This window comes from Staphylococcus caprae (genome assembly GCF_003966625.1).
In the GTDB taxonomy this organism is placed as follows: domain Bacteria; phylum Bacillota; class Bacilli; order Staphylococcales; family Staphylococcaceae; genus Staphylococcus; species Staphylococcus caprae.
On the sequence record NZ_AP018587.1, the window covers coordinates 282089 to 298231 of the forward strand.

The window sequence follows — 16143 nt, forward strand, 5'->3', positions numbered from 1 at the left end:
TAATATCTTTTATGTTGTATTTTGTGAATTTTATATTCGCACTAGTAAACTCAAAGTTAGACATAAAATCTAACTCTATCAGAGATATATTATTTTAATGAAGTAATTAAAATCTAAAATAGCAACATTTTAAATGTCATTGATCTAGAACTTTTTTCATGGAGTCTTTATATTTATTGAAAACATCTTCTTTAATTTCGCCATTCATTTGTATTAATATATTGTCTTTAGCATACGTATGAGAGTAGAATGCTGCGCTTGATTTTCCTAATTCATCGTAGTATTTTTTTGTATCTTTTAATTCATCTTCATTTTTAAACTTCATAATTCTAGCATTTTTATCATCTTTAACAGTAAACATTTTAGCTTCTTCAGCTTTCATTGGTGCTACACCAAAATCTTCTCGTGACATCTTATGTAAATTCTGAACTTTTAATCCATCTTTCTTAAATTGATCAGTGACATCGCTAACACTGTATTCCTTGCCGCATGCACCTAGAATTAACAAAGAACTAAAAAATATTAACAAAATTCTTTTCAATTTTTTCACCACCATATTATTGATATTAAAAATATACCATAAAAGGATGTGCGTAATATATTATTTTATAAATTTTATAATTAAATATATAAAATGGAGAGTGGAGAATGTTCTTTTAAGCATTTTGATAGTAATAAGCATAATTTCAATTACTTATTTTTTCCATTCCATTAATAGCTCTGTATGATTTGTTTTATCAATACTTGAATCAATAGTTACAAAGTCTAACCGTTTATAGAAACGAAGAGCTCTTGTATTTTGAGCAAATACTTTTAATGTAAGTTCATTGTATTCAGACTGCAAATGTTTCATGAGAGCATGTCCGATTCCTTTGTCTCTATATTCTTCTTTAACAAATAATCCAGCGATATAATTATTTCGTAATCCACAAAATGCGACAATTTGATTATTATTCTTATACACATATATATCTGAGTCTTTTAAATAAGTGAGGACGTTACTATAGTTGTCTATCCAATAAAAACTATCAATGAAGGTATGTGTATCTAAATTAGCATTAAGCCAAATATTTCCTAAGGTTTTTAGTGTTTTTCTATTTTTCTTTTTTAAATGTTCTATCATTGATTTTACCCACTTTACTCAATTGATTTTGTTTACCTTTAACTAATGAAAAAGGCAATTTCTATAATCATTCAATAGAAATTGCCTTTTTGTACTAACTCGAGAGCTTAATGTCCCAATCCAACCTTTCTCATACATTATTTCCCTTGAATATAATCTAAATCTGAAGCGTCAGCAGCATCTATAGTTCTGTAAGAAATGACACCTAGACCTTTAACATTAGATTCTGAAATAACGATAGAACCGTCATCGTTTACCTTTTCAACGAAAGCGACATGACCATATTGAGTGTCTGCGCCAAGTTGACCGGCTTCGAAGACAACAGCGGTATGATTTTTAGGTGAATGTGTAACAGAATAGCCTTCGCTTTCAGCCCGATTATTCCAATTGTGCGCATCACCTAAATTGCCATCAAGTGAAGCATCATATTGTTCCATACGATTGTAAACATACCAAGTACATTGTCCTTGAGGATAAGGGGAAGCCTTACTACTCTCTACGAAAGGTTTGAAGTCACTTCCAGACGTATCCGTACCAATTGACTTAGTATATTTCTTAAGATTTGGCATACGTTTTTTATCAAATTCAGTTAAATTGTAATGCTTAATGATACTATTTAACTTCTTAGCATAATCAGGATCGGTTGCATAAGAATGTGATAAATGTGAAGTCGCATCCTTATATGTTAATGCTTCATCTTTCCATGTTGGCTTATAAATGTCTGGATTACCATCAATACCATGCTTAATTAAATCAGCATAATCTTGAAGTGAAGATTTCAAATTAGGGTATTTACGGAATCCTGCATTTATATTAAACATCTGATTATCAGTACCAGCTTCTAATGTATTAAAGTTAACCGATTGTCCATTATAATTCCCTTTAACACCGAATAAATTAAAGTTTGGTGATTGTGCTAAAGTACTTTTACCAGAGTCAGATTCTAAAATCGCTTGTGCCATCATAACTGAAGCATAGATATTTTCTTTTTGACCAATTTTATGCGCATGTTTAGCTATAGATTTAATAAATTGACGTGTATCTTGACTGTCTACCACATTGAAATTGTCTTCCTCAACTTGACCATCTTCTAATTGAGGAATTTGTTGGAATAAACTTGTAGAACGCGTGTTATTTTGTTTTACATTGTCCTCAAATGATTGAACAGGCTTAGATTTGTGTTTTAACTCATCATTTGTAGGTAATTGCGGATTCTCATTATGAGACGACTTAGAGTTTGTCGATGCTTTATGACTTGCATCTTTATTTTGTTTATAGTTTGACTGAGTTTTCTTTGCATCTTCACTATATTCGTCTAGAATAGCATCCAATGCTGAGTCGGACATACTTGAACCCTTGTTCTGTCCTTCAGAGTGAGATGGTTGAGTTTGTTTTGAATTTTGATGTTGCGACTGAGTTGGTGATTCCTGTGATGTATCTTTATTTGAATGTCTTTGTTGAGAAGAAGTGTCCTTTTTACCATCTTCTTTTTCCCATTGTGATAATGCATCGCTCACTTTTGAATCATCTGATTCTACATTTGAGGCTGAATTGCTATTATGTTGCGACTGAGTTTTAGATTGTGATGATGACTTGTCTTCAGTCTTTCCGTTAGATGTTGTATTTTGTTTCGGTGCTGATGTGTCGTTAGAAGTAGAGGAAGCATTGCTATTGGAATCGTTTTGCGACGTTGTGGTTGAATGATTTGATTGTGTGTCCGGTTGTTCATAATTTGAAATATCAGAGTCAAAGTTAAATAGATTTTGGATTAACGTTGTTAAACTAAAGCTTTGATCATATTTATCACTTTTCAAAAGGTTCGACATTTTAGATTGGCTTTGTGAAATATTATTATAAAATGCATCCACTAAATTTGTATGGTCACGTTTATTTTTATCAGTCACTGCCGTTGTAGTTTGATGTGATTGAGAAGATGTTGAAGGTTTATCATTTTTAGAATTATCTTTTTTATCTTGTTTCTTTGAAGAGGAGGTATTACGCTTATCGTCTTGTTGGGTCTTAGCCGTGTCAGTTGTTTTATCTTCATTTGACTGTGTATGATGTTGCGTCACATTTGACTTTGAACGTGTGGCATCTGAGTCATCTTTTGCAATGGCTGTCTGCGTTGTAAATGTGGGCATAATCAGGGTTGTGGACAGTAAATAAATTAATAATTTGTTTTTAGACATCTCATTCTTTCTCCCTCTAAAATTTTTGATTTAGGTGTGATAATAATTGAGAATTTGGTATAATCTAACTTATGACTTATATTGTTGACATGTATCAACGAAACGTAATGCGCCTTAATACATTTATTATACAAACCTTCCTTATAAAAATAAATTAATTTCTCAAAGATGTTATAAAATAATGTTAGTGTGATGTTAATTATCTAATGTAATAGGGCATTTTTAAGAGAATAGAACATAAGCCTTACGAAAATAATCAATATAGAAACAATCAATATAAAAGATCTTCTTAATAGGAGAGTGACTATGAAGAACGCACTAAAACTCTTTATCACAGATTTGAAAAGGGTAGCAAAAACACCAGGAGTATGGATTATCTTGATAGGTTTAGCTATTCTTCCTTCATTCTACGCGTGGTTCAACTTATGGGCGATGTGGGACCCATATGGCAATACCGGACATATCAAAGTAGCGGTAGTCAATGAGGACAGTGGGGATAAAATCAGAGGTAAAAAAATTAATGTTGGCGATTCAATGGTGAAATCGTTAAAGAAAAATGACAGCTTTGATTGGCAATTCGTCAGTCGAGAGAAAGCGGATCATGAAATTAAAATGGGTAAATACTATGCTGGAATATACATACCAAGCAAATTCACACATGAAATCACTGGCACACTAAGAAAGCATCCTCAAAAAGCAGACGTCAACTTCAAAGTGAACCAAAAAATAAATGCCGTAGCAGCTAAACTTACCGATACGGGATCATCACTTGTTGTTGAAAAGGCCAATGAACAATTTAACAAAACTGTGACGCAAGCCCTGTTAAGTGAAGCAAATAAAGTTGGACTGACATTAGAAGATAACGTTCCGACTATAAATAAGATTAAAAATGCAGTCTATCAAGCCAACAATGCTCTACCAAAAATTAACGAATTTGCAGATAAAGTAATCTATCTTAATAATCATCAAGACGAGTTAGATAATTATGCCAATAAATTTAGAGATTTAGGTAAGTATAAAGACAATATTACTGATGCACAAGATAAATTAAATGCAGTGAATGCAGCAGTGCCAGCGCTCAATGAAAGAGCGAAATTAATCTTAGCGCTAAATGATTACATGCCAAATATCGAACGCCTTCTCAATGTAGCAGCTAATGACGTTCCTAATCAATTTCCTAAGATAAATAAAGGTGTTAATATTGCGAGCCAAGGCATTGATGTGGCAAATGACCAATTGACAGATGCCCAAGGTTACCTCACTCAAGCGAAGCAGCGTGTTAAAGACTATCAAGATGCTGCCGGCAGAGCACAAGACGTGAATGGAGCAGTAAACAATGATTTAAGAAATCAACAATCTACAGCGCAACAAAGTGCCAATCAGACACATAAAGACGCAGGTAGAAGTTACTCAAATATGCATACAAGCCAAGTGAGTACAAACGGAGATGCTTCGCCTAAAGGTGACACTGTACTATCGGACAATGACGTTAAATCTATGAACACAGCACTCACAGAATCTCTATTATCGTTATCAAATCAGACTGATAAACAAGCTCAGGCCACACAACAGGATATTAAAGCATTAAAGAATATATCCTATGGTATTATCGCGTCAGATAAACCGACACAGTTTAAAGAACCATTGGATAATGTTAAATCTCGTTTGGAAAATGCCACAAAATATAATCAACAAATGATAGATATCCTTTCAGAATTAGAAAAAAGTGAGCATGTAGATTTATCAAAAGAAATTAAACAAATTAAGCAAGCGAATAATCAAATTAATGATAGCCTGCGCAAAACAAATCAACTGATTGACGCACTATCAAATGGAAGTTCAGGTCAATCAGAAGCGGTCAAAGTGTTACGTAGTTTACCGAAATTAAATAGCAATCTCGATGCGTTCCGCTCATATATTAAAAAGGAACTCAACCAAAAGTTATTATCTGTGTCCAACGAAATTACAGACCAATTGAATAAAGGTCAAAATACGTTATCAACTATCCAATCAAAACTTAATACAATTAACCAAGTTATCAATGCAGGTCAAGACATCTTAAGTAAAGGGAAAGAACGAATTGACACGATTCAAAGTGCGTTACCAGGCATCGAACAAACATATATTAACGCAATGCGAACAGCTCAAGATTACTTCCCCACAGTGAAGAAAGATGTCGCACAAGCCGCTGATTTCGTTCGTAATGATTTACCACAATTAGAACAAGAATTGGCGAATGTGACGCAATCTGTGAACCAAAACTTACCAGCGTTATTCAACCGTTATGACAACGCCGTTAATTTATTAAATGAGAATCAACCTCGTGCAAAAGAAGGTTTAGCTTCTCTAGCAAACTTCGCGGAGAATAAACTGCCCGATGTTGAAAAGGACTTGAAAAAAGCAGATAAAGTATTCAAGAAGCTAGATAAAGATGACGCAGTAGATAAATTAATCGATACGTTGAAGAATGACTTAAAAAAACAAGCCGATACCATCGCTAACCCTATCAATAAGAAAACAACAGATGTCTTCCCAGTTAAAGACTACGGTTCAGGTATGACACCGTTCTATACAGCATTGTCAATCTGGGTAGGCGGATTATTGATGGTAAGCTTACTAAGTGTCGACAACAAGCATGAACATTTACGACCTATATTGACGAAGAGACAAATATATCTCGGTAAAGCAGGATTCTTCTTCATGTTAGGTGTGATTCAAGCACTGATTGTATCAATTGGTGACTTAGTCATTTTAAAAGCAGCAGTAGAATCGCCAGTATTATTCGTATCCATTGCTGTGTTTAGTTCACTAGTATTTAACTCGATTATATATACATGTGTATCAATGTTAGGAAATCCGGGTAAAGCCGTTGCAATTATCTTGTTAGTGTTACAAATTGCAGGCGGGGGAGGAACATTCCCAATTCAAACAGCACCTCAATTCTTCCAAACGATTTCACCATATTTACCGTTCACCTATGCGATTGATGCATTACGTGAAACAGTTGGTGGCATAGTACCAGAAATTTTAATTACTAAAGTTGTGGTATTAACGTTATTTGGTTTAGGATTTATTATCTTTGGTGTTTGTATGAAACCTGTGATGGATCCGCTTATGCGTAAAATTGCTAAACGAGCAGCAGAAAGTAAAGTAACTGAATAAGACATGCGAAATCCCCTCGAATTGTACCGTTCAATTCGAGGGGATTTTTTAATAATTACTTTTATTTTTATCAATACTTCACTTCGTATTGATTAGCTCCCTTGCCACGGGCATGGCTTGAGCCTGTAGTCTCAAGACGCATGCTATTCCTGCAGGCGTGTCGCCATCAATAATTTGTTTGTTCACTAAAATTCAGTCTTTATCTATAGTTCTCCCAATTATAACTGTAGCTGAGGGGAAGCATACTTTAAGGATGGCTGATGATGAGTTCGATGTTTCCTTCAAATGTGATTGTTTGATCTTCTGAAGTAAGAATGAAATGCATGCCTTTTTTAATGTCGTAAGGTTTATCATCGATTAAGATTTTACCTTCGCCATCAATCACCGAAACTAAGCAATAGGCATGTGGTTTATCCCATTGCATTTTATGATTAATCGTCCACTTTTCAACAGTGAAGAATTCATTCGCAACAAATTGCGTGTACGTGTTACCATCTATCTCTTTGGTAAGAGGAGACGTGTTAGGTTGTCGATTTGAAATATCAATAACATCTTTACTCTGTTCCAAATGTAATTCACGCGTATGTCCATGACTATCCTTTCTATCATAATCATAAATACGATAGGTTGTATCTGAGGATTGTTGCGTTTCTAAAATAAGAATGCCTGAACCGATGGCATGAACAGTACCAGCAGGAACATAATAGAATTCACCAGGATGAACAGGTACATGTTTAAATAAATGATCAAAGTCTTTGTTATCAATCAATTGATGAAGCTCTGCTTGTGAATCAGCATCTACACCATAAATAATTTCAGCTCCAGGTTCTGCATCTAAAATGTACCAACATTCTGTTTTACCGTATTCGCCTTCATGTTGAAGGGCATAGTCATCGTTAGGATGCACTTGGACAGAAAGTTGATCATGTGCATCTAAAATTTTAGTTAGAAGCGGGAAGTGTGTGCTAGAATCATTCCCAAATAACGCTCTATCATCATCCCATACTTGGTCTAGTGTTTTACCTTGATGTTTGCCGTTTAGAATGACGTTAGGACCATTTTTATGAGCTGAAATAGCCCAACATTCTCCTGTTGAATTACTTGGAATATCATATCCGAACTGTGTTAAAGCTGAGCCACCCCAAATTCTTTCTTGAAATACAGGTTCGAGAAATAATACCATGTCTTACACTCCTTTATATCCCTTTTAAAATATTGTAGATTTCACTTTTATCTTGAGCGTGTACGAGTCTGTCTCTTGTATCGTCATGCATGAGTGATTTTGATAAACGTTGTAATAGTCTTAAATGTGTATCGTTACTGTCATTTGGAACAGCGATAAGGAATACCAATTGTGGTAATGAACCATCAAGACTTTCCCATTGAATGCCTTTTCTATTACTCATAACTGCTACTACAGGTTGTTTCACCGCATTTGATTTCGCGTGAGGAATTGCTACGTTCATTCCGATAGCTGTTGTTGACTCTGCTTCTCGTTTAAGAATCGCGTCTTTGACTGTTTCTACGTCAGAGATATAATGATGTTCATTTAATTTTGAAAGAAGTGTATCTATTGCCTCATCTCGAGTGAGTTCAGATTTTGAAATATCGATAATGTCTTCGCTAAATACATGATCTTCAGTATGCTTCGCTGTTGATGCCTCTTGTTGCGCTGAAGTAGCTACACTATTTTGTGAAGAAGTATCGTTTGCTGTTGGTTCTTCATTTTCCAAGCCAGTGTCAGTCGCTAACGTATTCACGTCATTTGCAGGTGAATGTCTCTTGAAAATTAAAACCGCTAACGTTGTGACTAAACTACCAATAATGACAGCAATAAAGAACCACAGCACCTTATCAATACCGCCAAGTACTGCCACAACAGGGCCACCGTGAGCAACTCTATCGCCTACGCCACCGAGTGCCGCAATAACAGAAGCCACCATCGCACCAATCATATTAGCCGGAATTGTTCTAAGTGGGTCTTGAGCAGCGAAAGGTATGGCACCTTCAGTAATTCCAAAGAGTCCCATTGTAAATGAGGCTTTACCCATTTCTCGTTCAGACTTATTGAACTTACGCTTTTGGATAAATGTTGCTAAACCTAAACCAATTGGAGGCGTACATACTGCAACAGCAACCATTCCCATCACTGCATAATTTCCTTCAGCAATGAGTGCAGAACCAAATAGAAAGGCTACTTTATTAATAGGACCACCCATATCGAAGGCAATCATTGCACCAATAATTAAAGCAAGAATAATAATGTTGGCACCTTGCATCCCTTTTAACCATGTCGTCAGAGCAGCGAAAATACTTGAAATCGGTGCACCAATAACAAAGATGAATATTAAACCTACAATTAACGAGGAAATAATAGGGATAATAATAATCGGCATAATTGGCGCCATCGCTTTCGGAACTTTAATTTGTTTAATCCATTTAGCGATATAACCAGCAAGGAAACCAGCGACAATACCACCTAAGAAGCCAGCGCCTGCAGTACTACCGTATAAACTACCGTCAGCCGCAATTGCACCACCAATCATACCTGGAACAAGGCCGGGTTTATCGGCGATACTAACGGCAATGTAACCAGCTAGAATAGGTACCATGAATTTAAAAGATAAACTACCGATACTTTCAATAGATTTCCAGAATGAATGTTCTGGAATGACTAAACCTTTTGGACTTGTTTCACCGCCAATAGTTAAGGCGATAGCCATGAGTAATCCACCAACAACAATGAATGGAACCATGAAAGACACACCATTCATTAAGTGTTGATAAATCATTTGCATGCCGCTTTTATGTTCGTCATCCTCAGCATCATTTGACTGAGCATACGCGTCTGAGTCAGATCCATGATAGATACGTGCATCTTGATCGATGATACGTTGAATTAATTCTTTAGGGCGATGGATACCTTCGCGAACATTTTCATTGATTAAACGTTTTCCTTTAAATCGAGATAAATCGACTTGTCGATCCGCTGCGATGATAATGCCGTCTGCTTCTTTAATTTCTTTAGCAGTTAAAATGTTTTCCGCACCTACACCGCCTTGTGTTTCGACTTTGATGTCTACGCCCATTTCTTTAGCAGCTTGTTCTAATTTCTCTTGAGCCATATATGTATGGGCGATGCCATTCGGGCATGATGTTATAGCAAGTATTTTCATAGCTTTCACTCTCCTTTATTAAAGTGTAAGCGTATTCAATGCTATATAAAAAAGAATAATTGCCGTTATTAGTGGCAATTATTCTCTAATTCGTGCGATTAACTTATTCTTCAAAGCAACCTCATCTAACACACACCATTGATCGACCGTATGTTCATCAAGCTGAGCAATCGATTGAATGATTTTCTTCATCATCTGTGCATCCTTTTTCGCAATCGCCAGAAAGAAGACTAACTTCACATTATGTTGCTTCCATGGGATAGGATCGATCGTTTTAAATATAATAACATGTGACTTTAGAACCTTTTCCGGATTACCGTGTGGGATAGCGATTGCGTTTCCAATATAAGTTGAAGATTGTCTTTCGCGTTCCATCGCGGATTCAATATAGCCATCTAAAGTCGCTTGATGTTCATCCAAGATTGTTTGCGCTCTTTTAAAGATAGATAACGCAACGGTGGAACCAGTATGTTCAATGTCAGATTCAACCACAAATTGTATCGGCGATAAGGCGTCTCTTTGTAATGTAGGATTTCTATAGGATTGAATGAGATGTTCCACTGTTCTTTCATCATCTTTTGAAAATAACGGCGAAACTTTAACAACTTTCGGCAAAGAATTTAATTCATTATTCGACAAGTCGATATCATGCGTTGTAATGAGCACATCAATTTGACTGAAATCATAGTGTTCTACATCTTCAAGTTTGAGCGTATCGACGATAGAAATCGACTGACTCAACTTCTTGATTCTTTCAGCTAATAGGGTTGAGACACCTAAGCCATAGTAACATACGATGACGACGTTCATTGTAGATTGCATTTGCCGTTCAATAGAAGATTGAAAATGAATCGTCAAAAAGGCAATTTCATCTTCACTGAGTTGTATATCAGTATCTTTCGATAATTGAGCAATCGCATTATAAAGCGTATTAAAAATAAATGGATACAACTGTTTAATCTCGGATGTCAGCGGATTATTTAAATAAACATTACGCATTAACCGAATATACGTACGACTAAAATGCATATAAATATTTTCTTTTAAAATGGAATCTTTAGAAAATGGAATATCTACAGTATCTTCCATCAATTGGATTAATCTTTGAATATATCCTTGAATAAAAAGTCGTTGAAAACTCAAGTCAAACTGATTGAAATGGTAGCTAATGAAAAATGAAAATAAATGACTTGTTTCATCAGTGAGTTGATATCCAAGTTGTTGATTAATATCAGCAATACATCGTCGAGCAATATCTAAAGAGTCGGGATGAGCTTCCCATTCTACTTCTTCGGATGCCGACCTTTTAATAATTAAGATTAAATGCACAAGTAACTGACGCACTTGATTATCTGAAGTTTGTAAATCGGCTTCTTGGATATGTTGTTTAATAATATGATGAATACGTTGAATATGTGCATGGGGCAATTCTTGTAAGATTAAATCTTCCACTTTAATTTCGTTAGAGGTGAGTTGATTAAGATGAAGAATGGCATTACTTAAGTTTGAAGCACTCGCGTCAATCATAATGCCTTGTTTCCTTTTAATGACCATCGTGACATCGAATTTCTCACACCAATGCTGTAAACGTGTCACACAATCGAGCACATCATTCTTAGATAAATGAAACTGTGCCGCCAGTTCGTTCAGTGTATACGTATGGTCGTCCATCAATAATTTATAAGCTATCGTAATTAACAACTTTCTCTCTTTGAAAATCCAATCATTCAGTTGATCCTCAATATAAGAAACGGAGTACTGATCTAGATTTAAATGATATCCCCTCGACTTAACACTCACAATGACTTCATCAATAAAGGTAGCATTAATCACTTTAATATCATTTCTCACAGTCCGATTGGAAACATTTAAATAATTGGAGACTTCATTCCCGCTAATAAATGTTTGAGCGTTGTTCAATAAGAGTTGAATTAGTTTTATATGTCTATTTATCATTGTTCATCTCACTTCTCCAAAAGTTTAATAGGAAAACGCTTACTTTACTAATAAAGTGTACTCCCTAACATCAGGATAGGCAAGCGCACATTTGGTGAATAGAAAAATGAGTAAGATATTTAGAGAAGAGAAATAGTAAACTTTCGAATGATAAAAAAATAATAATATTTAACTTAATCTCATTGAGAAAAATATAAAAAAGCGAGCCACTGGAAACATAAGTGAATAAATATTTATCCATCATTTTAACTATTGTTATATTAACAATAAACCAAAAATTCAGATAAATATAATATAGGTTTTTCAACAGTTAGGCAATTTTTCCAACGTTTAGGCAATATTACACAAAAATGCACATTGTTGAGTTATAAATAAATTGTAACCTATAAATATATTAAAAATTTATCACGTGATAAAAAACTATTGGAGGTTTTAAAATGAGAAAAATTTTTTTATCTATAGGTTTTATAACAATTGCAATTTTAGCAACCACGGTCTTATTAAATATCTCTCAGGCAAGCGAAAAAAGTACTCCACAAGCTGATTCAATGCATCAAGCAAGTCACAAAAAGGTTACAAACGAAAATGGTAAAGCCAATAAGAAAGTTAAGCCTCTCGGATCCCGAAAATTTCCAAGTGTTATCCTCCCAAACAACAATCGACATCAAATCTCAAATACGCAAGAAGGACATTATGCCCCAGTTTCATTTGTGAAAATTTATAATGACAATGGTGACCTCGTTGCCTCAGGTTCTGGTATTGTCGTTGGTGAAAACGAAATTTTAACAAATAAACATATTGTTGATGCCGCACATAATAACCCAGATAATCTCGGTGTTGCCCCATCTTCTAAAAGTGAAAGTGAGATGCCTAACGGTGAATTCAAAGGACAAGAAATTAAAAAATACCCAGGAAATGGCGATTTATCAATTTTAAAAGTACAACCAAATGAAGATAATAAAAAAATTGGAGACGTTGTAACTCCAGCTAAAATAAGTAGTAACTCAAATACTCAAACTGACCAAGATATCACAGTGACTGGATATCCAGGAGATAAACCTTTAGCAACAATGTGGGAAAGTAAAGGTAAAATCTTATCAATTAACGGTAACCAAATGACATATGATTTAAGTACTTATGGAGGAAATTCAGGTTCTCCAGTATTTAATGAAAACAACGAAGTGATTGGTATACATTATGGTGGTGTAGAACACAAACATAATAGTGCAGTATTCATCAATGAAGATGTTCAAAACTTCTTAAAACAAAATATACCAAGCATACAAATAAATGAAAAAAATACAAACCTTGAAAAATCTCATGATGGTAACAACAATTATAAAAAAGCAGCATAATCTAGTTAATAGTAAAGACGAGATTTTTTGAACTACTCGCAAGTTACTTAACTATAAAATGGAAACGACGTATAATAGCTTGTTGTTATAAAGACAACGAATCACACTTTAACGACCAACAAAATCTATACTACAAATACGAACAATAGAGAATTACAAGACAAAAGGAAGGGGGAGACCCCTTCTTTTTAATGCCTTAAATATAAAAATATTGTTAGAACAGATGATTCAACAACCACTCCTATCAATCATTAATTCAAATTAATATGCACATGTAAAAGCTATTGTATTAATAACTTTTGCGTGCGCATTTTTTATTTTCCGCTATATATTGATGTCAATAAATATGATATATTTTAATTAAATTATTTTTATTGGGTGATGGTATGGGGTATCAAAGCGAATATGCCTTAGAAGAAGATGTAATTCAACAATTATTAAGCCAAGGATATGAAAGAGTTCAACTGCGAGATCACGCACAACTCGTAGATAATTTCCGCGCAATACTTAACGAACGTAACAAAGACAAACTTAATGGCGAACCATTAACAGATGCGGAATTTCGCAGAATTATGATAGACATTAGCGATAAAAGTGTCTTTGAAAGTGCAATGATATTAAGGGATAAGTATGTCCTTGAACGCGATGATGAAACGAAAGTCTATCTTAGCTTCATGGATACGCACAAGTGGTGTAAGAATAAATTCCAAGTGACGAACCAAGTCACTGTTGAAGATCAATATAAGAGTCGATACGACGTAACCATTCTTATCAACGGTCTGCCACTCGTTCAAATCGAATTGAAGCGAAGCGGTATCGCAATCTCTCAAGCATTCAACCAAATCGAACGTTACCGTAAGCAGAATTACAGAGGTCTGTTTAGATTCATTCAGCTCTTCGTTATTAGTAATAAGATGGAAACACGCTACTACGCGAACAGCGATCAAAAGATTTTCAAGAGCTTTATGTTCTATTGGAGCGATAAGAACAATCAACGTATCAATGTGCTCAAGGACTTCATCCAAGACTTCCTCAGTCCATGCAAAGTAGCGAAGATGATTAGTCGTTACATGATTATCAATGAAACAGACAAGATTCTTATGGCACTGAGACCGTATCAAGTGTACGCGGTTGAAGCGCTCATCAAACGTGCGACCGAAACGAATAACAATGGATATATTTGGCATACTACCGGAAGCGGTAAGACGTTAACGTCATTCAAGACTAGTCAAATCCTCTCTAGAGAGCCTAATATCAACAAAGTCATCTTCCTAGTCGACCGTAAGGACCTTGATAGTCAAACGCTCGCCGAATTTAATAAATTTGAAAATGACTCCGTCGACCTTACCGACAATACGCGTAAATTACTACAACAATTAGAAGACCCTACTCAGAATCTTATCGTTACGACAATACAAAAGATGGCGAATGCGATCAAAACAGGACATAAAACCATCCAACGTTATAAAGAAGATAAAGTAGTCTTCATTATAGACGAATGTCATCGTACACAATTTGGTGAAATGCATCGTGTCATTAAACAAAACTTCAAGAATGCGCAATACTTTGGTTTCACGGGTACACCACGTTTCGAAGAGAATGCGAGTCAAGACGGACGTGCGACGGCAGATATCTTTGGTAAATGTCTCCATACTTACCTAATTAAAGATGCGATACGTGATGGCAACGTACTCGGGTTCTCTGTCGAATATCTCAATACGTTCGACACATTAAAGGACAATATTGATGAAGAATATGTGACTAAGATAGACGAGAATGAGATCTGGATGGCTGACGACCGTCTTAAGAAAGTAGCCCAACATCTTGTGGTGAACCATCATAAGAAGACGCGTAATCAGAAATACACGTCTATCTTTACTGTTCAAAGCATACCAATGGCGATCAAATATTATAAAGTCTTTAAAGAGATGAGAGAAGCGGGTCTCCATAATCTTAATGTCTCTACCATCTTTACTTATAACCCTAATGAAGATATTCATAAAAATGAAAATCTCAAGCATTCACGTGAAGAGTTAGAAACAGTTATCGAAGATTATAACGAGATGTTTAATAAGAACTATTCTACAGACACGTTTGATGGATTCTTTAACGATGTGTCTCAACGTGTAAAGAATGGCATACCAAGTGAACGATTAGATATCTTAATCGTCGTTGATATGTTCTTAACAGGTTTCGATAGTAAAAAGTTAAATACCTTATACGTCGATAGAAATCTACAATATCATACGTTGATTCAGGCATATTCACGTACGAATCGTGTGGAAGAAGATACGAAACCTTATGGTAATATCGTATGTTACCGTAATTTGAAAGAAAATACGGATAAAGCAATTGAGTTATTCTCTCAAACAAATGATATCGATACAGTGCTAAGTGCATCATTTGATGAATATTTGATTGAATTTAGGAAGCGATTAATAGATTTATACAAAATTGCAGACACACCTGAGAAAGTAGACCGACTAGAGCGTGAAGATGATATTAAAGCGTTCGTATTAATCTTCCGTGATTTAGCACGTTTAATGCAAATGCTTAAAACGTTTGATGAATTTAAATTTGATAAAGAAAAGATAGGTATTGCAGGACAAACATTTGAAGATTTCAAAGGTAAATATCTCAATTTATATGATGAAGTTCGTAAGAAAGATAAAAGAGCGATAGAGAAAGTATCAGTTCTAGATGATATTGATTTCGAGGTCGAGATATTAAGAAACGATTTGATTAACGTTCAATATATTTTAGATTTATTGAACCAAATTGATTTAACCGATAAAGAACAAACTGAGAAAGCACGTCATCAAATTCGTAAATTACTCGAACAAGCAGACGATGATAAATTAAGACTGAAGGCAGACTTAATTCGTGAATTCTTGGATAGTGTGATTCCACATCTTGAAGAAGGTACAGCAATTGACGATGCGTATTATGAATTTGAAGAGGAAGTTAAAGAGGGCGAATTACAAGATTTCGCGAAAGACCAAACATATCCAATTGACTTATTGAAGAAACTTGTCAATGAATATGAGTATAGCGGACAGCTAGATAATAATTTAGTTGAAGAAGGCGTGTCTGGTGGATTGCTTGTACGTACTAAGAAGATTGATAATGTTAAATCATTCGTTCAAGAAACCGTTGAAAAGTATGGAGCCGTAAATTAACTA

Annotated in this window: 9 protein-coding genes; 3 read left to right on the plus strand and 6 right to left on the minus strand. The window is 34.9% G+C overall.

Translation table 11 applies throughout. The annotated features are described in order from the left end of the window. Nucleotides 1-136: 136 nt before the first annotated feature. From JMUB898_RS01220 to JMUB898_RS01230, 3 genes are all read right to left on the minus strand, one after another. Nucleotides 137-556: a hypothetical protein gene (locus JMUB898_RS01220; RefSeq protein WP_002444647.1), complete on the minus strand. Its 420-nt coding sequence runs from the start codon at nt 554-556 to the stop codon at nt 137-139. A 138-nt stretch (nt 557-694) separates the two neighbouring features. Continuing rightward, a complete protein-coding gene (locus JMUB898_RS01225; RefSeq protein WP_002444646.1) occupies nt 695-1123 on the minus strand; it encodes a GNAT family N-acetyltransferase in 429 nt (142 codons plus the stop codon). Nucleotides 1124-1260: 137 nt separating this feature from the next. Continuing rightward, a complete protein-coding gene (locus tag JMUB898_RS01230) occupies nt 1261-3312 on the minus strand; it encodes an amidase domain-containing protein (protein ID WP_037541738.1) in 2052 nt (683 codons plus the stop codon). A gap of 306 nt (nt 3313-3618) precedes the next feature. On the opposite strand from JMUB898_RS01230, the gene JMUB898_RS01235 reads away from it, so the two are divergent. Further along, on the plus strand, nt 3619-6474 hold the full coding sequence (locus JMUB898_RS01235; RefSeq protein ID WP_002444644.1) for a YhgE/Pip domain-containing protein: 2856 nt from the start codon (nt 3619-3621) through the stop codon (nt 6472-6474). A gap of 247 nt (nt 6475-6721) precedes the next feature. Here the strand turns inward: JMUB898_RS01235 and manA are convergent, their stop codons facing one another. From manA to JMUB898_RS01250, 3 genes are all read right to left on the minus strand, one after another. Further along, nucleotides 6722-7657 (minus strand): mannose-6-phosphate isomerase, class I, encoded by a 936-nt coding sequence (gene manA, locus JMUB898_RS01240; RefSeq protein WP_002444643.1) that lies wholly within the window; start codon nt 7655-7657, stop codon nt 6722-6724. Between the two features lie 13 nt (nt 7658-7670). Next, nucleotides 7671-9650 carry a PTS fructose transporter subunit IIABC gene (locus JMUB898_RS01245; RefSeq protein WP_095323429.1) on the minus strand — a complete coding sequence of 660 codons (1980 nt, stop codon included), beginning with the start codon at nt 9648-9650 and terminating at the stop codon, nt 7671-7673. Between the two features lie 78 nt (nt 9651-9728). Further along, entirely contained in the window at nt 9729-11606 is a 1878-nt protein-coding gene (locus tag JMUB898_RS01250) for a BglG family transcription antiterminator (protein WP_002444641.1), read from the minus strand. Between the two features lie 437 nt (nt 11607-12043). Between JMUB898_RS01250 and JMUB898_RS01255 the strand changes: the two genes are divergently transcribed. Then, on the plus strand, nt 12044-12961 hold the full coding sequence (locus tag JMUB898_RS01255) for a trypsin-like serine peptidase (RefSeq protein ID WP_002444640.1): 918 nt from the start codon (nt 12044-12046) through the stop codon (nt 12959-12961). Nucleotides 12962-13347: 386 nt separating this feature from the next. Further along, nucleotides 13348-16140: a type I restriction endonuclease subunit R gene (locus JMUB898_RS01260; RefSeq protein WP_002444639.1), complete on the plus strand. Its 2793-nt coding sequence runs from the start codon at nt 13348-13350 to the stop codon at nt 16138-16140. Nucleotides 16141-16143: the final 3 nt, after the last annotated feature.

Bases quoted from the DNA above. Each gene is read 5' to 3' on its own strand.
- JMUB898_RS01230 (WP_037541738.1), bottom strand. From the start codon at position 3,312: ATGTCTAAAAACAAATTATTAATTTATTTACTGTCCACAACCCTGATT.
- JMUB898_RS01245 (WP_095323429.1), bottom strand. From the start codon at position 9,650: ATGAAAATACTTGCTATAACATCATGCCCGAATGGCATCGCCCATACA.
- JMUB898_RS01225 (WP_002444646.1), bottom strand. From the start codon at position 1,123: ATGATAGAACATTTAAAAAAGAAAAATAGAAAAACACTAAAAACCTTA.
- JMUB898_RS01235 (WP_002444644.1), top strand. From the start codon at position 3,619: ATGAAGAACGCACTAAAACTCTTTATCACAGATTTGAAAAGGGTAGCA.
- JMUB898_RS01220 (WP_002444647.1), bottom strand. From the start codon at position 556: ATGGTGGTGAAAAAATTGAAAAGAATTTTGTTAATATTTTTTAGTTCT.
- manA (WP_002444643.1), bottom strand. From the start codon at position 7,657: ATGGTATTATTTCTCGAACCTGTATTTCAAGAAAGAATTTGGGGTGGC.
- JMUB898_RS01260 (WP_002444639.1), top strand. From the start codon at position 13,348: ATGGGGTATCAAAGCGAATATGCCTTAGAAGAAGATGTAATTCAACAA.
- JMUB898_RS01250 (WP_002444641.1), bottom strand. From the start codon at position 11,606: ATGATAAATAGACATATAAAACTAATTCAACTCTTATTGAACAACGCT.
- JMUB898_RS01255 (WP_002444640.1), top strand. From the start codon at position 12,044: ATGAGAAAAATTTTTTTATCTATAGGTTTTATAACAATTGCAATTTTA.